The following is a 23,968-nucleotide window of genomic DNA, read 5'->3' as shown; positions in this document are numbered from 1 at the left end:
GTGCTCAGAGCCACTCGATCAGAGCCACGGGCCGATGTCGGTGCCGCCACGGCCGCTGAGCAGGCGGGCCAGGGCCGGGCCCTGGCCGCCCGCCACGCGCTTGGCGACGATGTCGTCGATCAGCGCGGCGACCAGGCCGGACGGAAGGTCCTCGAACTCCACGCCCGCGTCCAGATCGACGGCGTGGACGGCGGTCTCCCGAGTGCGCATCCAGACGATCTCGGTCGCCGGGACGGTACGGCCCTGCGCGGTCACGACCTCGTTCGCCCAGGCGTCCGGGGGCAGCGCGTCCAGGTCGGCGGCCAGCGCCGCCGCCGAGCCGCGGACCAGCGCCCGCAGGTCTGCGGCGGGCAGTGCCGAGCCCGACTCGATCTCGGCGTTGCGCTGCTCGGGTCCGGCGTACATCCGGTTCTCGGTGCCGGTACGAGCCCAGCTCGCCAGGCGGCGCAGGGCCTCGGCGTTGAAGTGGACGTGCGCGACGACGTGCCGCCGCGTCCAGCCGGGGAGCCCGGTCGCCGCGTCCAGATCGGCGTCGGCCAGCCGGTCGAGGGCCTCCAGCAGCAGCCGGGTGCCCTCGTCCATCCAGGCGCGGGCGACCGCCGGGTCGGGGGAGCCGCCCATCAGGCCACCGCTTCGGCGCGCACCACGTTCTCGAGCCGGCCGATGCCGGAGATCTCGGTGACCAGCCGGGAGCCGTCGGACAGGTAGCGGGCCGGCTTGCGGGCGTGGCCGACGCCGCCGGGCGTACCGGTGGCGATCACGTCGCCGGGCCGCAGCGTGATGATCGTGGACAGGTAGCGCACCAGCTCGACCGGGCCGAACACCAGGTCGTCGGTGCCGGCCTTCTGGACCTGCTCGCCATCGACGCTGCAGGTCATCTCCAGCGCGGGCGCGGTGCCGCCGGGCAGCTCGTCCGGGGTCACCAGGACCGGGCCGAGCGGCGTGGTGCCCTCGAACGTCTTGCCCTGCAGCCACTGCTTGGTGCGGTTCTGCCAGTCGCGGGCGGTGACGTCGTTCAGCACGCTGAACCCGGCGATGGCCGCGGCGGCGCCCTCGGCGGAGGCGCGCCGCACGGTCGAGCCGATCACGATCGCCAGCTCGGCCTCCCAGTCCAGGGCCCGGGTCTCGGGCGGCAGCGCGACCGGGTCGTTCGGGCCGACCAGCGCCTCGGCGTACTTGGCGAACAGCGTCGGCGCCTGCGGCAGCTCGCGGCCCATCTCCAGGATATGCGCGCGGTAGTTGAGCCCGACGCAGAAGATCTTCCCGGGCCGGGTGACCAGCGGCGCGAGGTCCGCCCCCGCCAGCGGCCGGTCCGCCGCTCCGGCGCCCTCGGCCGTACGGCTCCAGCCGGGCGCGTCGAGAAGCGCGCCGACGTCGGGGGCGTCGAGCTCGGCGTAACGGTCGCCCTCGACGCGGATCGCCCGGGTGCCGTTCTCGGTCCGGATGGTGGCAAGCCTCACTGGTGCGGTCCTTCCACATGTACGCGATCGGCGTTCAGCCGCTCGAAGATCGGTGTGTCGCTGAACCGGAACAGGTCCAATTCCCCATCAGAGGTCACGGTGAGCGGTACCCACGACGGCACCACGAAGAGGTCGCCGCGGCCCACCCGCCACTCCCGCTCGCCCACGCGGGCGGTGCCGGTGCCCTGGAAGACCTGCCAGACCGAGGACCCGACCTCGCGCCGGGTCGCGGTGGCCGTACCCGCCCTGAGCCGGTGGAACTCGGCGCGGATCGTCGGCATGACGTCGCCGCCGGTGGACGGGTTGGTGAACCGTACGGCCGCGTGGCCGGGCTCCAGGACGCCCGGATGGCCCTCGTCCTCCAGCGCGAGCTGGTCGGCCAGCGCGGCGTCGGTGTGCTCCCAGCGGTACGCGGCGATCGGCGAGTTCGGCAGCGGCTCGGTGTGCGAGACCGGCCGCAGCCCGGGATGCGCCCAGAGCCGTTCGGAACGCGACCGGTCCGGCGCGGAGGTGTCGCTGACCCTGTCCGGCCCGAACTCGAAGAACGTGGAGCCCATGGAGTGGGAGAACGGGATGTCCAGGCCGTCCAGCCACGCCATCGGCTCGTCGCTGATGTTGTGGTGGCCGTGGAAGTGCCAGCCCGGGGTCAGCAGGAAGTCGCCGCGCCGCATGGCCACGGGATCGCCGTTCACGACCGTCCACACGCCCTCGCCCTCCACCACGAAGCGGAAGGCGTTCTGGGTGTGGCGGTGCTCGGGGGCGTTCTCCCGTGGGCGGAGGTACTGGATGGCGGCCCAGAGCGTCGGGGTGGCGTACGGGGCGCCGCCCAGGCCAGGGTTGGCCAGGGCGATGGCCCGGCGCTCGCCGCCCCGGCCGACCGGGACCAGGTCGCCGGCGCGCTCGGCCAGCGGGAGCAGCGCGTCCCAGCGCCACGTGTGCGGTACGGCGGCGGGCCGGGGCTCGGCCGGCATCAGGTCGCCGATCTCCGTCCACAGCGGGACCAGCAGCTCCTTCTCGAATCCGCGGTACAGCTCGTCCAGCTCCGGTGACGGATCGGGCTGCCCGGGCCCGCCCGTAGGGGTGATGGAAACGGTCATGGCGGCTACGCTAGGGGCGTTCTGTCTGAAGGGATCATGAATTCTGCTGTGAAGAACAAGCCGCAGTACGCCATCGACTCCGTCGACCATGCGCTGCATCTGGCCTCGCTCCTCCAGCAGGAGGGGCCGCTGGGCGTCTCGGCGGCGGCCGGCCGGCTCGGGGTCTCCCGTTCCACCGCCCACCGGCTGCTGGCGATGCTGGTCTACCGCGACTTCGCCGAGCAGGGCGCCGACCGCCGCTACCGGGCCGGACCCGTCCTGCGGCCGGCCGACGCCACGTCCGCCCCCGTCGAGCTGCTTCGCCGCGTGGCTCCGCCCCGGATGCGTGCCCTGGTGGCGCGGGTGGGGGAGACGGCCAACCTGCAGGTCCTGGCGGGTACGGGCGTACGGTTCATCGATTCGGTCCAGTGCGACCAGGTGCTGCGGGTCGGCGACCGGGCCGGCCGCGTCCTGCCGGCGCACCTGGTCTCCGGCGGCAAGGTCCTGCTGGCCGCGCTGCCGCCGGACGAGCTGGAGCGCCGCTACGGCGGCCCGGAGGCCGCCGGGGTCGACCTGCCCCGGTTGCGGCGGGAGCTGGGCCTGATCCGCGAGCGCGGGTTCGCGATCAACGACCAGCTCACCGAGGCCGGGCTGACCGCGATCGGCGTCGCGGTGCCAGGGCCCGGTTCCGAGGAGATTCCGGCCGCCGCGCTGTCGCTGGCGCTGCCGTCGGCCCGGTTCGACCACGACCTGCTGCCCACCTGGGTCGGCGCGCTCACCCGCGCCGCCGCGGCCATCGCCCACGATCTCGTCGAGGACCAACCTTCTACAGTCACTTGACGATCCGTCAGGCAAGCGTAAAAGTTCAGACGCCCAGGCCGGGGAAGATCTTGGCGGCGTTGCCGGACAGCACGGCGCGCAGCGTCCCGGCGGGCAGGCCGAGATCGCGCAGGGCGGCGACGTTGCGGGCGGTGCCCGGCACGCCGGGCCAGTCCGTACCGAAGATCATCCGGTTGGCGAGCCGGGACAGGCCGAAGCGGGCGTAGTAGCCGGGCAGCCGCTTGGGCGGCAGCCCGGCCAGGTCCAGCCAGACGTTCGGCTTGGACAGCGCGAGGAACGCGGCGGTGTCGTACCACCAGCCCCGGCCGCCGTGCGCGAACACGAAGTGCACCTCAGGGAAGTCCTCGATCACGTCCAGCAGCAGCTGCGGATCGCCGAACCGCGTGCGCGAGCCCGGGAAGCTGGACGTTCCGGAGTGCAGGATCACCGGCACGCCCCGTTCGGCGCACAGCGCGTAGACCCCGTACAGCTCCCGGTCCGCGGGGGAGAAGCCGCCGTGCACCGGATGCAGCTTGACCGCCACCGCGCCCAGGTCCAGCTGCCGCTCGGCCTCGGCCGCGACCGGGTGGTGCAGGTGCGGATTGACGTTGGCGACCAGCCGGAACCGGACCGGGTTGTACGCGACGATCGGCAGCAGGTCCTCGATGGGCTGGACGCCGGTGGCCCGCGGGCTGTACTCGCAGAACAGCAGCACGCGGTCGACGCCCTCCGACTCCATCAGGGCGTCCAGCCGCTCCGGCACCGGATCGCCCTGGTCGTCGTAGGCGTCCCGCCACGGATGCGGGCCCGAGAACTCCTCGGCCCACTCCATCCAGGACGGCTTCAGCGTGGACAGCCTCGGCGCGTGCACATGCGCGTCGACCACCACCTCGTCGTCGATCAACCGCTCTCCTCCCGGGCCTCCGGCTGGAACTCCGTACGGGCCAGCTCCCGCAGCACGTTACGGCGGATCTTGCCGGTGGCGGTCTTGGGCAGCTCGTCCAGGCTCACCACGCCGCGCGGCCGCTTGAACGAGGCCAGCCCCTCCCGGCACCAGGCGATGAGATCGTCCGGATCGACCTTGCCGCCCGGCATCGCGACCACGCACGCCACCGGCTTGTCCAGGTCGTCGGCGTCCGGGACGCCCACGACCGCGACCTCGGCCACGTCGGGATGCGCCAGCAGCCGCTCCTCGACCTCGGTGGGGGAGACCCAGATCCCGCCCGCCTTGAGCAGGTCGTTCGTACGGCCCAGGCAGGTGTAGGTGCCGTCGCCGTTGCGGACGTAGGTGTCGCCGGTCCGCATCCACTCGCCGAGGAAGACCTTCCGGCTCGTCTCCGCGCGGCACCAGTAGCCCACGGCCGCCGACTCGCCCCGTACGTACAGCTCGCCCGGCTCGTCCATGGCCTCGATCAGGCGGCCCTCGGGATCGCGAAGCTCGACGTCGTAGCCCGGTACGGGCGTTCCCGACGAGCCGGGATGGACGTGCCCGGCCCGGTTGGAGACGAAGATGTGCAGCATCTCGGTGGAGCCGATGCCGTCCAGGACCTCCACGCCGAAGCGTTCGAGCATCCCGTGGAACATCCGCGGCGGTAGCGCCTCGCCGGCCGACACGCCCAGCCGTACGGTGGCGAACGCGCGATCCGGAACGTCCGAGGCGAGCAGCGGGCCCCAGAAGCTCGGCGTCCCGTACAGCAGCGTGGCCCCGTCCTCAGAGGCCCTCCGCGCGAAGAGGTCCGGGGAGGGGCGGGACGGCTCCAGCAGCGCGGTCGCGCCCACCGACAGCGGGAAGAACATCGAATTGCCGATGCCGTAGGCGAAGAACAGCTTGGCCACCGAAAGGCACCGGTCCTCCGGGCCGATGTCCAGTACGCGCTGGCCGTACAGCTCGGACACCAGCTTGATGTCGATGTGCCGGTGCATGGCCGCTTTGGGCTTGCCGGTCGTCCCGGACGTGTAGAGCCAGAGTGCGGGCGACTCCGGCCAGGAGGTGTACGGCTCGGGCTCGCCGGCCTCCGCGTCGGCCTCCGCGTCGGCCTCCGCGCCCGCGTCCAGGAAGCGCCGCCACGTCCGGCCTTCGACGTGATCGGGAAGGCCCGAGAGATCGTCGCCGGTCAGGACGGCGTGCCGGACCTCGGGAGCGTCCCGGAGGGCACCGCGCACGGCCGGCCCGAACTCGCTGGAGCCCAGCACCACCCGGCAGCGCGAGTCGGCCACGAGCGTGCCCAGTTCGGGGCCCGTCAGCATGGTCGAGCAGGGGACGGCGATCGCACCCGCGCGCATGACGGCGAGCAGGCTCGTGAAGAGCTCGAGGTCGTCCACCATGCACATCAGGACCCGCTCCTCGGGCCGCACACCGAGCGCGCGCAGCCCGGCGGCCACCCGTCCGACCTCGCCGGAGAGCTCCTCGTAGGTGAGCGACCGGCCGGGGGAGACCACGGCCGTACGGCCGCCGTTCCCGGCACGGACCTGCCGGTCGACCAGATAGTCCGTCGCGTTGAACGCCTCAGCCACAGCGCCGCCCTCTCGGTCGGGGGCACGTACCCGCCGTCGCTGGTGAGCACGATCGCCCTGCGGCTAATCTTCTACAGGGACTCGCCAGTCCGTCAACCTTCTGTAGAACATCATTCAGGACCGGTATCCGGCCGTGTCCAGCGCGAGGCGCTCGTAGACGTCGGCGAGCTGCGGCCCCGACAGCGCCCCCGGCTCGCGGAACCAGGTCGCCACGGCGGTGCAGGCCGTCACGATCATCCGGGACGCCTCCACCGGATGCGGGGTACCGAACGCGCCGCGCCGCACGCCGTCGGCGAGCACCCGGTCGAACATCCGCTGCTGGGTGTCGCGCTTGGACACGATCAGGGCGCGGGCCGACGGGGACAGGCTGCGCAGCTCGGTGTTGCCGAGCAGGCTCTCGCGCCGGGACATCGTGTGGGCCAGGACGTGCGTCCGCACGATCGCCCGCAGCCGGCCCGCCGGATCGTCGCCGGCGTGGAACAGCGCGTCCTCGGTGTCGCGCACCAGCCGGTCGATGCCCCGGTCCAGGATCGTGACCAGCAGATCGTGCTTGGAACCGAAGTGGTGGTAGAGCAGTCCCGGGCTGACCTGGGCCGCGTCCGCGATGTCGCGGACCGACGTGCCGTGGTAGCCGTGCCGGGCCATCACCTCGACGGCGGCCCGGATGATCGTGGCGGCGGCGGGATCGTCGTCCTCGGCCACCGCGTTGCTGCCGGGCAGGCCCTTGGCGCGCTCCTCGCGCGCCCGCCCCCGTGCCGCCGCTTGCTCCCCCGCCTGCTTCACCCGTCCTCCTCCGTGCCGGCCCCCGCATCGTAGCCCGTGCGCTGAACGGTCGTTCAGCGTACGGGCGGAGGCGGCCCGTCGCTCACCGGAGCCGGGCGAGCCGTCTCCCGGCCCGACTACTCAGCAGGGTGAGTCAATGCCGCGCCCCGTTTGGCGAGCATCGCGTTTCGTTATCCCGGGGGCTCAACGATCATCGCAGCTCCACCCTCGTCCCCCACCCGCGAAGGGACCGACATGCGTGTGCGATCGTTGCTGACGCTCACGGCGGCAGGCCTGGTGGCCGACGCCCTATGGCGAAGAAACCGGGCGGCCCGGCTGACGCCGCTGCCGCCTTCCGGCGAACCCGTTCCCGCTGATCACTGCTTCGTGACCGCGGCCGGCGTGACGCTGGACGAGGCCACCCGGCGGGCCGCATCCGCGTACGCGCGCGAGCGGGGGCTGTGGGTCCTGGACCTGGTCCCGGCCGGCCTGGACAGCGCCCGGGCGATGGAACTGGTCCGTCGCGTGGACCCCGAGACCTACCGGGGCTCCCGGCTCGCCCCGGGTGGGACCGGGGGCCACGCGATGCTGGTCACCTCCGAGGTCGCCGGGCGTGCGGGGATCACCCGGTACGCCGGGCTGGGTGCCGCCGAGATGGAGGAGCTGGCCATCCGGCTCAAGCGGTACGCGCCGGTGAACACCGATCTGGCCGTGGCCCCGGGCATCGTCCCGGTCGGCTGCCCGGCCGCCGATCGCCGCAGGATCCTGCGCGGCCGCTGGCCGAGCGACCTGCCGGTCTACCTGTCGGGCAACCTCCTCGGCCTGGGTGCCCTGGCCGCCGCGATGCTCCGCGCTCTCCTCGGTGGAGGCGGACGCAGCGGTGGAGACGGACGGAGCGGCGGCGGAAGCGGAGGCCGCGGCGGGCGCCGGTGGAACGTGCTGTCGGTCGCGGCCGTGCTCGCCGCGTCGATCGCCCAGCCATTCCTGGCCACCGCCGGGACGGTACTGCGCCCGCACGACCGGCGCCGGTTCGCCCTCACCCGTCCCGTGGGAGCGCTCTACCGCTGGGTCCGCGTCGCGGCGCGGCGCGAGGAGCCCGATCCGGAGATGCCCCGGCTCCGGGAACGGTACGCGGCCGACCTGGCCGCCGGGGTCGACCGCTTCTACGAGGCCCGCCGCGACGACTGCCCCTGGTGCGGCAGCACCGCGCTGCGGCACCGGCTGACCAGCGGCGACCACCAGCACCACCGGCCGGGGGTGTTCACCCTCGACTCCTGCGACGCCTGCGGGCACGTCTTCCAGAACCCCCGGCTGAACCCGGACGGGCTGGAGTTCCACTACCGGGACTTCTACGACGGCCCCGGCGGGCCGGAGGTGGAGCGCGGCTTCCGGCTGGCCGCGCCCCACTACCGCGACCGCGCCAAGATGCTGCGCGGGCACGCCGAGCCGAAGGCCTGGCTGGACGTCGGGGGCGGCCACGGCCACTTCTGCAACGCCGCCCGCGACGTCTGGCCGCAGACCCGGTTCGACGCCCTGGACATGAGCGTCAGCGTCAAGGAGGCCGAGGACCGGGGCTGGATCGACGGGGGCCATCTGGGCTTCTTCCCCGACTTCGCCGACAAGCTCGCGGGCGCGTACGACGTCGTGAGCATGCACCACTACCTGGAGCACACCCTCGACCCGCGCGCGGAGCTGGACGCCGCCGCGCGGGTGCTGCCGCCCGGCGGGCACCTGCTCATCGAGGTGCCCGATCCGGAGTGGATCGTCGGCCGGCTGGCCGGCCGCTGGTGGCACGCCTGGTTCCAGCCCCAGCACCTGCACTTCGTCCCGGTCGGCAACCTGGTCGCCGACCTGGCCGAGCGCGGGCTGGAGACGGTCGCGGTGGAGCGCGGCCCGGCCCACCAGCCGGTCGACTTCCTCATGGTGGTGATGATGATGGCGCACCGGATCGTGCCCGATCCCGCCAAGCCCTGGCGGGACCCGAGGTTCCGGCGGACGCGCGGCGCCGCCCGTACCGCCGTCTACCTGGCCGCCGGCCCGCTGCTGTTCGCCGGGGCGGCGCTGGACCAGTTCCTGCACCCGCTGATCAAGCGCGGCGGCCGTTCCAACACCTACCGGGTGCTGGCCCGGCGACTTCCCGAATCGACCGACACCGGCGGCGACTGAACTCCCGCCGAACAAGCGTGGTCCCGGCCGTTCCGAACGGCCGGGACCATGTCTTTCTCTGCTATCTCCCAGGGTTAGAAAGGCTCGCCGGCCAGCGCCTTGGTGCGGCGGTGGCGGACCAGCAGGACGGCGCCCAGGACGAACAGCAGGACGCTGACGCCCAGGCTGACGGCCGGGCCGATGGTCCGCAGGAAGGCGGCCGCGACGGCGGTCGAGTCGGCCTTGTCGGCGAGGTCCTTCTGGGTCTTCTCCATCATCCGCAGGTCGATGTCGGCCACGACCAACTGGCCCTGGCCGTCCTGGCCCTTCAGCGTCGAGGTGACCTGCTGGCGGCGGTCCACGGTGATGCCGCTGCGCGGCTCGATCCAGGACGTGACGGTGGCGCGGTAGTAGTTGTCGACGGGGACCTCACGGGACTCGCCGGGGAGGCCGAGCAGCGTGCTGGGCACGGGGCGCGTGTACGGGCCGGTGTTGGTCTCGTCGATCTGCTGGACGAAGCGGTAGACCTCCGTCCCGTTCTTGGTCTCGGTGCCCTCGAACCGCATCGGCCACGCCTTCTTCGTGGAGGAGTCGTAGACGCTGTAGGTCTTCTTCTCGATGCCGATCGGGAAGAACAGGCCGTAGACGGGTTCTCCGCCGGCCGGGACCTTGGCCTTGGCGTCGCAGCAGTTCACCAGCCGTGCGGTCTTGCGGTCGAAGGCCAGCCGGTCCTCGGAGAACTGGATCTGCTTTCCGTTCTGCAGGTCCTCCAGGGCCAGGAAGGTGTCCCAGACGACGTTGCCGTCCTTGGCGGCCTTCACGTCGCCGCGCAGCGTGGAGGTGAGCGTCAGCGTGGCCCCGGTGCGGGCCTGGGCCGTGGTGGCGTCGAAGTACGTCGCGTTCGCGGCCTGCAGTTCGGCCTCGGAGTACTGGTTGGCCGGGGCGACCAGCATCTGGCCGGCCACGAAGGTGCGTAGCAGGATCGCGAGCGCCAGGGCGAAGAACGCCAGGAAAAGAACGATCAGGGTGGAGACCCCCGGCCGCCCCCGTTCGGCGGGCGGGGGCGCCGGCCGGGAGGAGGGTCGGTGACGAGTGTTCCCTTGGCTCATCTGTTTCTCCTGCTGTCCGGACATGCCTGTCCCGCCATGTACGGAGCGCACACGGCAGGTAAGGCGGGGGGCGGAGCGTGTGAGCAGTTTGACCACACATCGGGTGGAACGCAATAGGTAGTTTTGCCCGCTTGCTCAAGTAACGGGTCGATCACACTCAATCAACTGATAAGTCGCACTTGCCCGGACTTCGGGCAGCTGACTTTCGCCGATCGTGACAACGGGTGATATTGGAGCGCCCCGAGCTCCGGCCACACGCTCGGGTCCCCCCGCTACTGGAGGTCCTGGTGACCGACGGAACGTTCCCCGTGGCTACGGTCCCGCCCCAGCAGGTGCTGGCTCCCTGCGAGACCGAGCCGCTCCGCCCGTACATCGAGGCGGCGGCCGAGGAGATGGTGCTGGAGATCCAGCGGCTGGTCCCCGAGTTCGCCTCGCCGCCGGGCAGCCGCTTCGACCAGGCCATGTGCCGCGCCGTCACCCGCACCTCGGCGCAGTTCGTCGAGGTGCTGGCCGGCGGCCAGGTGGACTGGCGGTCGCTGACCGGGCTGTACGCCGAGGTCGGGGCGTACGAGGCGCGCCAGGGCCGCAGCCTGAACGGGCTGCAGAGCGCGATCCGGGTGGTCGGCCAGGTCGCCTGCCGCCGGTTCATCGACGAGACCCGGCGGCTGGACTGGTCCCTGGAGACGCTCGGGCAGATCACCGAGGCGCTGTTCATGTTCCTGGAACGGGTCGCGGGCGCGGCCTCCCAGGGCTATGCCGAGGCCACCCAGCGGCTGGCCACCGAGCGCGAGCGGCTGCGCTGGCGGCTGCGCGACCTGCTGATCGCCCAGCCGCCGGCCAGCGCCGAGGCGATCGCCGAGCTGGCCCGCCCGGCCGGCTGGGAGATCCCGCGCACCCTCGCCCTCGTCGCGGTCCGGCCGCCCGCCGGCCGCCCGGTGCCGGTGCTGCCGCCCTCGATCCTGGCCGACTGGCACTGCGCGGACCCGTACCTGGTGATCCCCGACCCGGACGGCCCCCGGCAGGAGGCCCTGCTGGCGTCCCTGCTCGGCGACTGCCGGGCCGCGATCGGGCCGACCGTGCCACCGAACGCGGGCGCGCTGTCGCTGCGCTGGGCCAGGCGGACGCTGGCCCTGTCCGATGACGACCAGGCGGCGGTCGGCCGAGTGACGCGCTGCCTGGACAACCTGCCCGCCGTGGTCACCTCGATGAGCCGGGAACTGCTCGCCCTCGCGGTGGCCGAGCGGCTGCGTCCCCTGGAGGAGCTGCCCCGGCACCGGCGGGTGCTCTTCGCGCGCACGCTGCTGGAGTACATGAAATGCCACGACAACGCCGTGGACGCGGCGGAACGGCTGATGGTGCACGACCAGACCGTCCGCTACCGGATCCGCCGGCTCCGGCGCCTGCTGGGGGACGGCATGAACGATCCCGGCTACCGCACCGAACTGCTGCTGGTCCTGCACGCTGCGGTGGAGTTCGACCTGATCCAGCAGGACGGCCCGCCGCCCTCCCATCCCGAGTCGCCCGCACTGGAACGAGGTAGGACATGACACGTCCCGACGACGCCCCCGCTTCCCGCCGATCCCGGCCTCGATCGCGGACCCGATCACGGGCCCGGGACCGCGGCGGGCTGCTGCTGGCCCTTGCGGCATTGGCGGGTACGGGGATCGCCCTGCCGGGAACCGCCCAGGCGGGACGGGCCGCGCCGTTCCGGGCCGCCGACACCGGGGCCCGGATCACCGCCGAGACCAGGCTCGGGCCGAACGAGGTCGACATCACGATCGACTCCCCATCGCTCGGCAAGGCGGTCAAGACCCGGATCCTGCTGCCCAGGGACTGGCAGGCCGGATCCACCGCGAAGTGGCCGGTGCTGTACGCCTACCACGGCGGCCAGGACGACTACACCTCCTGGCCCAGGAACACCGACATCGAGGGCTGGGCCGCCGCGTACAACGCCATCGTGGTCATGCCCGAGGCGGCGGACGGCGCGTACACCGACTGGTACAACTACGGGTTCGGCGGCACGCCCAAGTGGGAGACCTTCCATACCCAGGAGGTCGTCCAGCTGATCGAGCGCAACTACCACGCGAGCACCACGCGGGCGGCGATCGGGGACTCGGCCGGGGGCAACGGCGCGATCGCCTACGCCGCCCGCTTCCCGGGGATGTTCACGCACGTGGCCTCGCTCAGCGGGGTGCTCTGGCTGCGCGCGCCCGGCATGCCGTCACTGATCATGGCGACCAACGCGCTGAACGGCCAGGACCCGTTCGCCATCTACGGCCTCGTCTTCCTGAACGCGGCCAACTGGCGGGCGCACGACCCGTACGAGCTGGCCCCCCGGCTGCGCGGGACGAAGATCTTCTTCTCTGCGGGCACCACCGGGAGGCCCGGCCCGGGTGACGACCCGGACCAGCCGCCGTGGGCGGTCGGCCTGTTCAGCGAGAAGGCGGTGGGCGACACGAACGTGGCGTTCCGCGACCGGATGGACGACCTCGGCATCCCCTACACCGCGCATCTCTACGGCGACGGCCAGCACGACTGGCCGGCGTGGATCCCGGTCGCCACGCGGGTCTGGCCCGACCTGATGGCCTCGATCGGAGCCCGCAGGCTCTGAGCCCTGACCGGCGGGCCGGGCCCACGGCCCGCCGGTCAGGCGGAACGGGTCAGCGCCAGCTCACGGGTGAACCACTCGATCGTGCCGCGCAGGCCCTGGTCGACCGTCACTTGCGGGCTCCAGCCGAGCCGCTCGTACGCCAGCGTCGTGTCGGGACGCCGTACGGCCGGATCGTCGACGGGCCGGTCGATGAAGAGAATCGGCGACCGCGATCCGGTCAGCTCGATGATCAGCCGGGCCAGGTCGAGCATCGACGTCTCGTACGGGCTGCCGATGTTCATCGGGCCGTGCTCCCCGGACATCGCCATGTCGACGATGCCCCGGATCGTGTCGTCGACATGGCAGATCGAGCGGGTCTGCGAGCCGTCGCCGGTGACGGTGAGCGGCTCGCCGCGCAGCGCCTGCCGCAGGAACGTGGGAATCGCGCGCCCGTCGTCGGGCCGCATCCGCGGGCCGTAGGTGTTGAAGATCCGCACGATCGCGGTGTCGAGCCCGCGGGAGTGCCGGAACGCCGAGGTCAGCGCCTCACCGAACCGCTTGGCCTCGTCGTACACGCTGCGCGGCCCGACCGGGTTGACGTTGCCCCAGTACGTCTCGCGCTGCGGGTGCTCCAGCGGGTCGCCGTACACCTCGGACGTGGAGGTCAGCAGGAACCGCGCGTCCTTGCGCCTGGCCAGCTCCAGTGCGTTCCGGGTCCCCTGGCTGCCGACCTCCAGCGTCTGGATCGGCCAGCGCAGGTAGTCGGCCGGCGAGGCGGCCGAGGCGAGATGGAAGACGTAGCCGACCGGGCCGTCGATCAGCACCGGGCGGGTGAGGTCGCGCTGCAGGAACGTGAAGTCCCCGCGGTGCATCAGGTGCGCGATGGTCCGGGCCGAGCCCGTCAGCAGGTTATCGAGGCAGACCACCGAGATGCCGCGGGCCAGCAGTGCCTCGCACAGGTGCGAGCCGAGGAAGCCCGCGCCTCCGGTCACGACCGCGCGCTGTCGTCTCATCGTGCATTCCTCCTTCTAGGCGCTCCAGCGACCGTGCCGCCGCCTCGGCGACGCGGTCGGCGGAGATCTCCAGCAGTCCCGGATCGGGCTCGCCGGCGAGCGGATCGCCGCGGCGGCCGGTCCACAGGACCAGGTGCTGGGTGCGTTCGGGCGGCGGGCCCCACAGTTCCGGCGGCGTCGGGCCGAACAGCAGGACCGACGGGGTCCGGTACGCGGTGGCCAGATGGGCCGTTCCGGTGTCGCCGCAGATCACCAGCTTCGCCCGCGCGACCAGGGCGGCCAGCTCCAGCGCGCCGGTCCGGCCGGACAGGTCGCCGCAGGGCCCGAGCCCGCCCAGCAGCGCCACCCGGCGTACCGTGGCGGCCTCGGCGGGCCCGCCGGTCACCACGACCCGCTCGCCGCGCGCCTTCAGCGCGGCGGCGACGGCCCCGTACCGTTCGGCGGGCCAGCACCGCGACGGCTGCCCGGCCCCCGGGTGGATCACCACCGTGCCCGGGGCCGGGGACGCGAGCGCGGGCCTGGCCAGGTCCAGATCGGCGGGATCGGCGTCGAAGCCGTGCGCCGACAGCAGCCGGCACCACCGCGCGACCTCGTGCTCGTCCGGGTTCCAGGCGGGCCCGTCCAGGCCCGCGAAGTCCCGGTGGGCGAACGCGATCATCCGTTCCGGGCGCAGCGAGTCCAGCAGCCGGTGGCTCTCGGGACCGCAGCCGTGCAGGTTGACGGCCAGCTCGATCGGGCCGTCCGGCGGCGGCAGCGGCGCCAGCCCGGTCGCCGGGAACACATCGTCCACGCCCCCGCTGAGCAGCGCCAGCGGCGCCACCCTGCGCGGCGCCGCCAGGGTGATCCGCCACCCCGGCAGCCCGCGCCGCAGCGCCCGCAGCGCGGGCACGGCGGTCAGCAGGTCGCCCAGGCCCAGCGCCCGCAGCACCAGCGCCCGCGGGGGCCGGGCCGCCCTCACGGCCACGACGGCTCCGTCGCCGGGCAGACCACCAGCTCGCGCACCTCGCAGCCGGGCGGCTGCGACAGCGCGAACGCCACCGAGGCCGCCACGTCCTCCGGCCGGTTGAGGCTCGCGTCGGGACCCGGCTTGTACTGCTCGTCGCGGCCGTCGAAGAACGCGGTGTCCATGCCGCCCGGCACCAGCATCGTGACGCCGATCCGGCCCGCCAGTTCGGTGGCCAGCGCGCGGGTGAAGCCCACGACGCCGAACTTGGACGCGCAGTACGCGGTGGCGTCGCTCAGCGCCCTCAGCCCCAGCGTGGAGGCGCAGGTGACGACGCGGCCGTTCGGCGCGTGCTCCAGGTACGGCAGCGCGGCGCGGACGACGGCGGCCGTACCGAGCAGGTTGACCTGGACGACTCGTTCCCAGTCCTCGGCCGGGACGTCGCCCAGCTTGCCGCACGAGTCGATGCCGGCGGCGGTCACCACCGCGTCCAGTCCGCCCGCCTCGCGGGCCAGGCTGTGCACGGCGCGCTCGGCGCAGTGCCGGTCGGCCAGGTCGGCGAGCATGTGCCGCGTTTCGCCGTCCGGCTCGCCGTCCTCGGTCTTGGGCGGATGGCGGTCGATGACCAGCGGCGTCCCGCCGTCGGCGGCGATCCGCCGGGCGACGGCCGCGCCGAGCCCGGAGGCCCCGCCGGTGATGAGGACGTTCATGATCCGATTCCCTCCGTGGTGGATGACTCCGTGGTGGATGACCCTGTGGTGGACTCCGCTGTGGTGGGTTCCGCAGTGGTGGAGTGCAGGGTGGTCGTCAGCATGCGGGTGGTCGACCGTCCCTCCAGGAACGGCAGCAGCACGATCTCGCCCCCGCCGGCGCGTACCGTGTCCGCCTCGGGCATCGCGACGCCGGTGTAGTCGGCGCCCTTCACCCAGATGTCGGGGCGGAGCCGTTCCAGGAGGGGTTCGGGGGTGTCGTCGTCGAAGACGATGGTGGCGTCCACGTCGGTGAGCGCGCGCAGCACCCGGACCCGGTCGCAGGCCGGGGCCACGGGACGGCCGGGGCCCTTGCGGCGCCGTACGGAGGCGTCGGAGTTGACGCAGACGATGAGGCAGTCGCCGAGCCGGCGGGCCTGCTGGAGCAGGTTCACGTGGCCCGCGTGCAGCAGGTCGAAGCAGCCGCCGGTCGCCACGACCGTTCCGCCGGCGCGCCGGGTGCGTTCCACGACGTCCCAGGCGTCGGTCTCGTCGCGGGAGGGCCGGACGGCGGGCGAACCGGTGTCGGCCAGCCCGGCGGCGACCGCGGAGGCGGCGCCGGAGCCGACGAACTCGGTCGCCCGGCGCACGCCCGCGCCGACCGCCTCGGCGAGCCCGCCGCCGTCGGCCAGCACCTCGGTGGCGCGGGCCGCGAAGCTGTCGCCCGCGCCGCAGGCGTCGCTGGTGCCGTGCGAGGCGGCGGGGTCGGCGGGGGCCAGGAAGGGCGCGCCCGTACCGCCGCACAGCAGGGCCCCGTCGGAGCCGAGCGTGACCGCGACGGCCTCCAGCCCCCAGGCGCCGGCCAGATGCCGGGCGCGGCGGGTGGCCGAGGCCAGTCCGGAGCCGCCGATCTCGGCGCCGTCGGCGGCGGCGAGCCGGGCGGCCTCGTCCTCGTTGGGGGTCATCAGCCGGGTGCCGCGTACCGGGGGGCGGCCGCGCGGATGCGGGTCCCACACCACGGGGATCTCGGTCGCGAGCCGTTCCAGCAGGGTACGGATCGCCGCGTGCCCGGTCACCCCGCGGCCGTAGTCGGAGACCAGGACGGCCCCGGCCTGGGCTAAGGCCTCGGTGACCCGGGGGCCGACCGGCCCGTCCACGGCCCGGCCCTCGCCGACGTCCAGCCGCGCGACCGCCTGGCCCTCGGCCTGGATCCGCAGCTTGCACGGGGTCCCGCCGTGCAGGTGGAACGCGGCCACCTCCAGGTGCGGTTCCAGCAGGCCCCGCAGCCGGTGGCCGGGCTCGTCGTCGGCGAGCGCGGTGACCAGCACGACCTCGCGGCCCTCGGCGGCGGCCAGCAGCGCGGCCAGTCCCGCGCCGCCGGGCCGGGGCCGCTCGTCGGCCTGGTCGATGACCGGGACCGGCGCGTCCGGGCAGAGCCGGGACGCGGCGCCCACGATGTCGATGTCGAGCAGGACGTCCCCCACCACCACCAGCGGCCCGTTCACGCTGCCTCCTTGTGGGGGGACGACCCCCCACACCCCCCGCTGAAAGCACGCATCATGCCCTCGCTTCGCTCGGTCATGATGCGGCCTTAAGCGTCTCGTCCACCACTCCGCAGAGCAGGTGGACGGCGGCGAGGTGGATCTCCTGGACGGTGGCGGTGCAGCCGGCCTCCACCGTCACGGCGTCGTGGCAGGCCTCGGCGAGCGGGCTGGGATCGGGCCCGGTGATCGCCCAGGTGGTCAGGCCGAGCCGCCGGGCCACCCGCGCCGCGGCGATCACGTTCGGGCTGCGGCCGCTGGTGGACAGGCAGATCAGCACGTCGCCGGGCCGGCCGTGCGCCTGGACCTGGCGGGCGAACATGTTGACCGGGCCGTAGTCGTTGCCGATCGCGGTGATCGCGGAGGTGTCGCCGTGCAGCGGGATCGCGGCCAGCGGGCGCCGCTCGTCCTCGAAGCGCCCGACCAGCTCGGCGGTCAGATGCTGGGCCTCGGCGGCGCTGCCGCCGTTGCCGCAGGCGAGCAGCCGGCCCCCGCCGTCGAGCACGCGGGCGAGGCGGCGGCCCCACGCGGTGAGGGTCGGCGTCCAGGCGCGGAACCGCAGCGCCGCGTCGGCGAGCGCCTCCAGCCGGTCGTCGCGGGCGGTGCCCCCGGTGACCGGCGCGCCCGTGGTGCGGGTGCCGGTGCTGGTGGTGGTGCCCGTGGTGGTCATACCGTCACCTCGCTGAGTGCGGCGGCCCGCTCGTAGACGGTGAGCGTCTCGCGCGCGATCCGCGTCCAGGAGTAGCGGGAACGGGCCCGGTCGGAACCGGCGAAGCCCATCGCCGCGCGGCGGGTCGGGTCGGCCAGCAGGTCCCGGATCCGGCGTGCGGTCTCCACCGGCCGCCGGGGCGCGACCAGCACGCCGGTGACGCCGTCGACGATGCTGTCCAGGTGCCCGCCGACGCCGGTGGCGACCACCGGGACGCCGCAGGCCATGGCCTCCAGCGGCACCATGCCGAACGGCTCGTACCAGGGCAGCGTCACGACCAGGTCGGCCGAGCCCAGCAGGGCAGGGACCTCCTCGCGGCCGACGCGGCCGAGGAACTCGACCCGGCCGCCGACACCGGCCTTGCGCGCGACCTCCCGGAGCCGGCCGACCTCGGGGTCGGCGTCCAGGTCCGCGCGCGGCGGGCCGCCCGCGACCAGCAGCTCGGCGCCCGGGATCTGCGCCAGCGCCTCGATCGCGGTGTCCACGCCCTTGCGCTCGACCAGCCGGGACAGCACCACCAGCCGGGCCGGCGCGCCGCCCGGACGGGCGGTGCCGCCGAACCCGGGCGGTGCCGCGGCGTCGGCGGGGGCGGCGGGACGGCCGGGCCGGAACCGGTCCAGGTCGACGCCGCAGGGCACGACCCCGATCCGTTCCCGGGGCACGCCCATCCGCAGCAGTTCCCTGGTCTCGTCGGCGCAGGTGGCGATGACGGCGTCGGCGGTACGGCCGATCGCCGACTCCAGCCGGATCCGCGCCCCCGGGCTGGTGTCCTTGCCGCCCTGGTAGCGCCGCTTGACCGTGCCCAGCGCGTGGTACGTCTGCACGACCGGGACGGGCCCTGGCAACGAGGCGGAGCCGGACCTCTGCAGTGACTCCGAGGCCTGCAGCGAGGCGAGCCCGCTCATCCAGAAGTGCGCGTGCACGACGTCCGGTGCCTCGGCCGCCCAGCGGTCCTCCAGGTAGCGCCCGAAGTCCGGCATCAGCGGCAGCAGCTCGTCCTTGGGCACGGCCTCGGCCGGGCCGGCGGGGACGTGCTCGACCGTCACGCCCGGGGCCAGCCGCAGCCGCTCCGGCAGGCCGGCCGAGTCGCGCCTGGTGTAGACGGTGACGTGGTGGCCCTGGCGGCCCAGCTCGGTCGCGAGATCGGCCACGAACACGTTCTGCCCGCCCCCGTCCGCACCGCCGAGCCCCGCCCGGGTGGCGAGCGGGCTCGCGTGCTCGGAGACCATGGCTATCTTCATCGGGTCACCTCCGTGAGGATGTGCCGCCAGTCCCGCAGGAAACGCGGGAGCCCGTACCGGTCCATGGCATGGGCGCGGGCCTCCTTTCCCATCTGGCGTGCACGCGGTCCGTCCCCGGCGAGGGAGCGCGCCGCCTCGGCCAGGGTGCCGACCCTGGTCGACAGCACCCCGGCCTCGGGCGGGACGGCTTCGACGGCCTCCGTGGTGGCCAGGGCGACCACCGGCAGGCCGAGCATCATCGCCTCGATCAGCGCGAGGCCGAGCGAGGTCCAGCGGTAGGGGTGGACGTAGACGCGGCGGCGGGCCAGCTCGTCGTGCATCCGCGCCTGCGGGAGGTCCTCGTACGTCCACAGCCGTTCGGGCGCGACACCGAGCCGGCGCGGGACGTCCAGGACGTTCATGCCGAACAGGTCGAGCGGTACGGCGGCGGCGAGCTCAGGGAGCAGGTCGGTACCGGCGACCCGGCCCCTTCGCAGCGGATCGTTGATGACGACGGCGGCGCGCGGATGGTCGCCCGCGAACCGGTGCCCGGGGTCGACGACGCCGTGCTCGATCACCGTGGTCGGGGCCCGGCCGCAGTTCCAGAACAGCCGGTTGAAGTTCGTGACGTGCACGACGGGGATGTCGGAGCGGTTGTAGAGGAAGTGCCGGCTGTCGGGCACGACCTCCTCGGGCAGGCTCACGTCCGCCGGGGTACGGCGCGGGGTGTCGTGCTCGACGTACACGGCGGGCAGGTCGCGGCCGGGGCGGCGGCCGAGCCACCGTTCGCACAGCTCGATCTCGTGCGGCCGCTGCAGGACGACCGCGTCCACGTGCTCGTCGCGCAGCCGGTCGTGCGGGACCTCGATCGCCCGGTCCGGCCAGTCGAAGGTGTCCGGGCGGCCCTTGCCGTCCGGTCCCCGGTCCGGGGTGGCCGGGACGAGCGTGGTCTGCGGTCCGTGGACGAACGACGTGGCCCACGAGCCGTGCACATGCCAGAGCAGGACCCTCATTCGCTGATCAACTCCTCGACGGCCTCGACGGCCCGCGACGCGCTCACCGAGGAGAGGCAGGGGTGTCCGGGGACGGGGCATTCGCGGGCCCGGGAGTCCTTGCAGGGGGCGTCCTGGTCGCCGAGCAGGACCGTCCGGACGCCGTACGGTGCCCAGCGCGCGGCCGGTACGGTCGGCGCGAACAGCGACACGACCGGGGTGCCCACGGCGGCGGCCAGATGGGCGGGCCCGGTGTTGCCGGCGACGACGGCGCGGGCCTCGGACAGGACCCCGGCCAGCTCGGCCAGCGACGTCCGGCCGCCCAGGTCGAGCCCGACGTCGCCCGCCACGTACGCGGTGAGCTCCTTCTCGTCGCGGTGCCCGGTGACGACGACGCGGTGCCCGGCGGCGTGCAGCAGCCGTACCGCCTCGGCGCAGCGCTCCGGCGGCCAGGCCCGCGCCGGTACGGAGGTGCCGGGATGCACGACGACATGGCCGGGGCCGCCGGTGAACGGCCAGGCCTCGGGCAGCCCGTCGCGGACGCGCAGCCGCGTGTCGGCGGGCGCGGGGAATCCGGCGTCGGCCGCGAGCGCCAGCATGCGCTCGGTCTCGGGGATGTCGGTGTCGGGGCGGTGCCGCAGGTCCAGCAGCGACCCGGGGTAGTCCTCGCTGATCCCGCCGATCCACGGCACGCCTGCCAGCCGGAACTGCAGTGCCAGCGGCAGCGGCGACTGGTGGAACGAGGTGAAGATCAGCGCCCGGTCGAAGCGGCCGTCCCGTACGGTCGCGACCAGCTCGCCGAGCGCGCCGGCGTCCACCGGGCCGGGCTCGGGATCGATCCACGGCGCGCACCATTCGACGATCCGGTCCACGCCGGGCAGCAGATCGGCGGCCGAACGCCCGCGCGGCCCGCACAGCATCACGACCTCGTCCGCGCGCTCGGCCACGGCCCGGATCGCCGGACCGGCCAGCAGCACGTCGCCCAGGTTGTCGAGTCGTGCGAGCAGTACCCTCATCGGCTGCGCTCCTCACCGAGGACGAGGTCGACGGCGGTGTCGAGGTCGGGCGCCACCTCGCGGGCGCGGGCGATCTCCTCCAGCCGGGTCCGCGAGGTCGGGACGAGGATGCCGCGCGCACCGGCCGCCGCCGCGGCCTCGACGTCGCGGCCGATGTCGCCGATGACCACGCAGTCGGACGGGCGCGCGCCGAGCCGTTCGGCGGCGCGCTCCACCATCCCGGGACGGGGCTTGCGGCAGGCGCACCCGTCGGCGTGGTCGTGCGGGCAGATCTCCCACACGTCGATGCGGCCGAGCAGTTCCTCGACCCGCGCGTTGACGCGCAGCACGTCGCGCGCGGTGATGAGGCCCTTGCCCACGCCCGACTGGTTGGACACGACGCCGATCCGCACGCCGTGGCGGCGCAGCCGTTCGAGCGCGTCCACGGCACCCGGCATCGGCTCGACGGACGCGGGGTCGCCGTTGTACGGCACGTCGTGGATGAGCGTGTCGTCGCGGTCGAACAGCACGACGCGCCGCCGAGGCCAGGGCTTGGCCTTGCGGTGCCTGGCCAGCCCGCGCACGCGATGGCGGACGGCGGCGGGCGGGATGGCGACGCTCGTCACGAGCATTCGCGTGACCTCGCCGGGCCTGCGCGGCCCCGGCCGGATGCGAGCGGCGGCGAACTCGGCGGTCAGGCCCGCCCACACGGCGCCGGCCGCGATGGCCGTCCAGGTGGCGGCCGGAGACCTGGCCGAAGAACCGGCCGAAGAATGGGTACGCGTTCGTACGGCCAGAGCGGCCAACGCGAGAGCTCCGGAGCCCGTCGTCAGCAGATGGCGGCGGAAGCGGCCGCGTCCCTCGCCCGCGCGCGCCCGCCAGTCACGTCCGTGCATGCGCCCCATGAGGACGTCGTCGGCGTTGCCGGCCTGGGCCCGTACCGAGGCCCAGAAACCGGCGGACCGGACCGGATGGGTGACCCGCCGGGTGCCGCGTACGAGGCGGTGCCCCGCGTCCATGGCCCGCAGCGCGAGGTCGGCGTCCTCGCGGTAGGCGCGGCCGAAGCGCTCGTCGAAGCCCCCGCATTCGGCGAGCACGGCGCGGCGGTAGGCCATGTCCGCGGTGATCCAGGACGCGCCCTCCAGGCCGGCGGTGTTGCGTTCCCAGTCGGTCGGGCGGCGGTCGGCGGGCAGCGGTACCGTCACCCGGCCCTGGCTCCCGCCGGTGCCGGCCGGCGCCGCCGCGAGGTCGGCGGCCAGCTCGGCCGCCCAGCCGGGCGAGACGACGACGTCGTCGTCGAGGAACACGACCCAGTCGGTCGTGGCCGCCCGCCACCCGGTGTTGCGCGCGGCGGCGGGCCCGCGCCCGCCGGAGCGCACCACCGTGACCCGGCCGTCCAGGTCGTTCACCTCGGGCGGCAGCGGGAGCGGTGCCCCGGCCGCCGGCCGGTCGTCGACGACGACGATCGCGGCCGGGCCGTCCGTCCCGGCGGCGGCGAGCGAGTTGAGCAGCGTGCGCAGCAGCGTCCGCAGGCTCGGCCGGCCGATCGTCGGCACCACGATGGTGTACGAACCCATGCTCATGCGCGGGCTCCGGACGCGTACACGGCAGAGCGGCGGACCACGTACGGGCCGATGGCCAGCAGGTCCACCGGGGCCGAGCCGAAGCACTCCAGCGCGTCGCGCGGGTCGTCGACCATCGGCCGGCCGGCCGTGTTGAGGCTGGTGTTGACCACGACCGGCAGCCCGGTCCGCGCGTGGAACGCCTCCAGCAGATCCGACACCAGCGGGTTGTCGCCGGGTCCCACGGTCTGGATCCGGGCGGTGCCGTCCACGTGCACGACGGCCGGGATGCGGTCCCGCCATTCGGGGCGCACCCGGTGCACGAACAGCATGTACGGGCTGGGCAGCGGGCCCTCGAAGATCTCGGCGGCGTGCCGCAGCGCGACCATCGGCGCGATCGGCCGGAACTGCTCGCGGCCCTTGACCGCGTTCAGCCGGTCCACGTTGCCGGCGTTGCCGGGATGGGCGAGCAGCGAGCGGTGCCCGAGCGCCCGCGGCCCGAACTCGCTGCGGCCCTGGAACCAGGCGACGATCTCGTCGCGGGCCAGCGCGACGGCCACGGTGCCGGCCAGGTCGGCGGGCCGCTCGTACGGGACGTGCGCGGTGTCGAGCCGGGCGGCGAGCTCCTCGTCGGTCCACTCGCGGCCCAGGGCGGCGCCGGGCATCGGCGCGATCGGCTCACCGGCGTCCCAGGCCAGCTGCAGCGCGGCGCCCAGGGCGGTGCCCGCGTCGCCGGCGGCGGGCTGGACCCAGATCTCCCGGTACGGTCCCGCGTCGGCCAGCCGGGAGTTGGCCACGCAGTTGAGCGCCACCCCGCCGGCCAGGGTCAGCCTCGTGGCGCCGCTGCGGCCGTGCGTCCAGGCCGCCAGCTCCAGCAGCACCTCCTCGAGGCGCGCCTGCACGCTGGCGGCGAGGTCGGCGTGGTCGTCGGTCCAGCGGTCCTCGCCGGACCGGGCCTTGGCCAGCGCCCCCCAGTCGATGGGCCCGATCGCGAAGCCGCCGTCGCCGGTCGTGCGCACGTGCTCGCGCAGCTCGTCCAGGAAGCGCGGCTCCCCGTACGAGGCGAGCGCCATGACCTTGTACTCGTCGCTGGAGCGCAGGAACCCCAGGTGCTCGGTCAGCTCCTCGTACATCAGCCCGAGCGAGTGCGGCAGCCGCTGCGAGGCGAACGTCGTGAACGCGCCGCCCTCGTAGGTGCCGGCCAGATGCGAGTGCGCCTCGCCCCGCCCGTCCAGGACGAGGACGTCGCCCCTGCCGGGGTCGGGTGCGGCCAGCGCGGCCGACGCGGCGTGCGCCAGGTGGTGCGGTACGTGCCGGACGATGCCGGGGTCCAGGCCGGGGAGGGCGGTGGCGAGGAAGTACGGGGCGCGCTGCGCGTACCGGGTGCGCAGGTCCTCCCAGTGCCCGTCGTGACCTGCCAGGCCGGGCTCGGCCAGCCCGGGGTCGTAGGAGTAGGCCACCGCGTCCAGGTCGCCGGGCTCCAGCCCGGCCTCCTCCAGGCACCAGCGCGCCGCGTGCTCGGGCAGTTCCCAGGCCGAGAACGGGACCGGGCGCTTTCCGTGCTTGCGGCGGCTGAACCGCTCCTCCTCCGCGGCGGCGACGACCGCCCCGTCCACCACCAGTGCGGCGGCCGGATCGTGGAAGATCGCGTTGATTCCGAGAATGCGCATGTGGTGACTCCGATTCGGCGGGTCGGCTCGGGAATTGCGAAATCAGGCGCACCCGGGCATGACGGCGAATGCCCATGGCAGGGGCATCGGCTCGTATCGGCGTGTTGTCATATAGGTGCGAATTCGCTGACCGCGCTTCGAATCACCTATAGGTCATTC

21 protein-coding genes are annotated in these 23,968 nt (G+C 73.9%); 4 read left to right on the top strand and 17 right to left on the bottom strand.

What is annotated here, in order from left to right; genetic code table 11:
- Window positions 1–18: 18 nt before the first annotated feature.
- The 3 genes from ACH34Q_RS19830 to ACH34Q_RS19820 are packed head-to-tail and all read right to left on the bottom strand — an operon-like array spanning window position 19 to window position 2,557.
- A complete protein-coding gene (locus tag ACH34Q_RS19830; protein ID WP_395984455.1) occupies window positions 19–621 on the bottom strand; it encodes a maleylpyruvate isomerase family mycothiol-dependent enzyme in 603 nt (200 codons plus the stop codon).
- Window positions 621–1,460: a fumarylacetoacetate hydrolase family protein gene (locus tag ACH34Q_RS19825; RefSeq protein ID WP_395984454.1), complete on the bottom strand. Its 840-nt coding sequence runs from the start codon at window positions 1,458–1,460 to the stop codon at window positions 621–623. Before ACH34Q_RS19825 ends, ACH34Q_RS19830 begins: the two co-directional genes overlap by 1 nt.
- Window positions 1,457–2,557 carry a cupin domain-containing protein gene (locus ACH34Q_RS19820; protein WP_395984453.1) on the bottom strand — a complete coding sequence of 367 codons (1,101 nt, stop codon included), beginning with the start codon at window positions 2,555–2,557 and terminating at the stop codon, window positions 1,457–1,459. Before ACH34Q_RS19820 ends, ACH34Q_RS19825 begins: the two co-directional genes overlap by 4 nt.
- A 36-nt stretch (window positions 2,558–2,593) precedes the next feature.
- Here ACH34Q_RS19820 and ACH34Q_RS19815 point away from each other — a divergent pair, with 36 nt between their 5' ends.
- A complete protein-coding gene (locus ACH34Q_RS19815; protein ID WP_395984452.1) occupies window positions 2,594–3,376 on the top strand; it encodes an IclR family transcriptional regulator in 783 nt (260 codons plus the stop codon).
- A gap of 25 nt (window positions 3,377–3,401) precedes the next feature.
- Here ACH34Q_RS19815 and ACH34Q_RS19810 read toward each other — a convergent pair whose 3' ends face one another.
- From ACH34Q_RS19810 to ACH34Q_RS19800, 3 genes are all read right to left on the bottom strand, one after another.
- The gene (locus ACH34Q_RS19810) at window positions 3,402–4,259 is read right to left on the bottom strand and encodes an amidohydrolase family protein (RefSeq protein WP_395984451.1); all 858 of its coding nucleotides are present in this window, start codon (window positions 4,257–4,259) and stop codon (window positions 3,402–3,404) included.
- Window positions 4,256–5,869: a benzoate-CoA ligase family protein gene (locus ACH34Q_RS19805; RefSeq protein WP_395984450.1), complete on the bottom strand. Its 1,614-nt coding sequence runs from the start codon at window positions 5,867–5,869 to the stop codon at window positions 4,256–4,258. Before ACH34Q_RS19805 ends, ACH34Q_RS19810 begins: the two co-directional genes overlap by 4 nt.
- A gap of 114 nt (window positions 5,870–5,983) precedes the next feature.
- The gene (locus ACH34Q_RS19800) at window positions 5,984–6,652 is read right to left on the bottom strand and encodes a TetR/AcrR family transcriptional regulator (protein ID WP_395984449.1); all 669 of its coding nucleotides are present in this window, start codon (window positions 6,650–6,652) and stop codon (window positions 5,984–5,986) included.
- A 234-nt stretch (window positions 6,653–6,886) separates the two neighbouring features.
- Here ACH34Q_RS19800 and ACH34Q_RS19795 point away from each other — a divergent pair, with 234 nt between their 5' ends.
- Window positions 6,887–8,797 (top strand): methyltransferase domain-containing protein, encoded by a 1,911-nt coding sequence (locus ACH34Q_RS19795; protein ID WP_395984448.1) that lies wholly within the window; start codon window positions 6,887–6,889, stop codon window positions 8,795–8,797.
- A 74-nt stretch (window positions 8,798–8,871) separates the two neighbouring features.
- On the opposite strand, the gene ACH34Q_RS19790 is transcribed toward ACH34Q_RS19795, so the two are convergent.
- Window positions 8,872–9,885, bottom strand: coding sequence for a DUF3068 domain-containing protein (locus tag ACH34Q_RS19790; protein WP_395984447.1), 1,014 nt, complete (start codon window positions 9,883–9,885; stop codon window positions 8,872–8,874).
- Between the two features lie 287 nt (window positions 9,886–10,172).
- Here ACH34Q_RS19790 and ACH34Q_RS19785 point away from each other — a divergent pair, with 287 nt between their 5' ends.
- Complete coding sequence (locus ACH34Q_RS19785; RefSeq protein ID WP_395984446.1) at window positions 10,173–11,432, top strand: helix-turn-helix domain-containing protein; 1,260 nt, start codon at window positions 10,173–10,175, stop codon at window positions 11,430–11,432.
- Complete coding sequence (locus ACH34Q_RS19780; protein ID WP_395984445.1) at window positions 11,429–12,496, top strand: alpha/beta hydrolase; 1,068 nt, start codon at window positions 11,429–11,431, stop codon at window positions 12,494–12,496. Before ACH34Q_RS19785 ends, ACH34Q_RS19780 begins: the two co-directional genes overlap by 4 nt.
- A gap of 35 nt (window positions 12,497–12,531) precedes the next feature.
- Here the strand turns inward: ACH34Q_RS19780 and ACH34Q_RS19775 are convergent, their stop codons facing one another.
- The 10 genes from ACH34Q_RS19775 to ACH34Q_RS19730 all read right to left on the bottom strand — a co-directional run bounded on the left by ACH34Q_RS19775 (window position 12,532) and on the right by ACH34Q_RS19730 (window position 23,809).
- A complete protein-coding gene (locus ACH34Q_RS19775) occupies window positions 12,532–13,488 on the bottom strand; it encodes an NAD-dependent epimerase/dehydratase family protein (RefSeq protein ID WP_395984444.1) in 957 nt (318 codons plus the stop codon).
- Window positions 13,385–14,452: a glycosyltransferase family 9 protein gene (locus ACH34Q_RS19770; protein WP_395984443.1), complete on the bottom strand. Its 1,068-nt coding sequence runs from the start codon at window positions 14,450–14,452 to the stop codon at window positions 13,385–13,387. The genes ACH34Q_RS19775 and ACH34Q_RS19770 overlap by 104 nt, the downstream gene beginning before the upstream one ends.
- Entirely contained in the window at window positions 14,443–15,141 is a 699-nt protein-coding gene (locus ACH34Q_RS19765; protein WP_395984442.1) for an SDR family oxidoreductase, read from the bottom strand. Before ACH34Q_RS19765 ends, ACH34Q_RS19770 begins: the two co-directional genes overlap by 10 nt.
- The gene (locus tag ACH34Q_RS19760; protein WP_395984441.1) at window positions 15,138–16,625 is read right to left on the bottom strand and encodes a PfkB family carbohydrate kinase; all 1,488 of its coding nucleotides are present in this window, start codon (window positions 16,623–16,625) and stop codon (window positions 15,138–15,140) included. Before ACH34Q_RS19760 ends, ACH34Q_RS19765 begins: the two co-directional genes overlap by 4 nt.
- A 73-nt stretch (window positions 16,626–16,698) precedes the next feature.
- Complete coding sequence (locus ACH34Q_RS19755; RefSeq protein WP_395984440.1) at window positions 16,699–17,331, bottom strand: SIS domain-containing protein; 633 nt, start codon at window positions 17,329–17,331, stop codon at window positions 16,699–16,701.
- Complete coding sequence (locus ACH34Q_RS19750) at window positions 17,328–18,611, bottom strand: glycosyltransferase (protein WP_395984439.1); 1,284 nt, start codon at window positions 18,609–18,611, stop codon at window positions 17,328–17,330. The genes ACH34Q_RS19755 and ACH34Q_RS19750 overlap by 4 nt, the downstream gene beginning before the upstream one ends.
- The gene (locus tag ACH34Q_RS19745) at window positions 18,608–19,603 is read right to left on the bottom strand and encodes a glycosyltransferase (protein WP_395984438.1); all 996 of its coding nucleotides are present in this window, start codon (window positions 19,601–19,603) and stop codon (window positions 18,608–18,610) included. The genes ACH34Q_RS19750 and ACH34Q_RS19745 overlap by 4 nt, the downstream gene beginning before the upstream one ends.
- A complete protein-coding gene (locus tag ACH34Q_RS19740; protein WP_395984437.1) occupies window positions 19,600–20,598 on the bottom strand; it encodes a glycosyltransferase family 9 protein in 999 nt (332 codons plus the stop codon). Before ACH34Q_RS19740 ends, ACH34Q_RS19745 begins: the two co-directional genes overlap by 4 nt.
- Window positions 20,595–22,160: an HAD-IIIA family hydrolase gene (locus tag ACH34Q_RS19735; RefSeq protein ID WP_395984436.1), complete on the bottom strand. Its 1,566-nt coding sequence runs from the start codon at window positions 22,158–22,160 to the stop codon at window positions 20,595–20,597. Before ACH34Q_RS19735 ends, ACH34Q_RS19740 begins: the two co-directional genes overlap by 4 nt.
- Window positions 22,157–23,809, bottom strand: a complete 1,653-nt coding sequence (locus ACH34Q_RS19730; protein WP_395984435.1) for a carbamoyltransferase — start codon at window positions 23,807–23,809, stop codon at window positions 22,157–22,159. The genes ACH34Q_RS19735 and ACH34Q_RS19730 overlap by 4 nt, the downstream gene beginning before the upstream one ends.
- Window positions 23,810–23,968: the final 159 nt, after the last annotated feature.

Source organism: Actinomadura sp. 9N407 (assembly GCF_044326315.1).
Lineage (GTDB): Bacteria > Actinomycetota > Actinomycetes > Streptosporangiales > Streptosporangiaceae > Spirillospora.
This window is presented reverse-complemented; position numbering and strand designations above follow the sequence as displayed.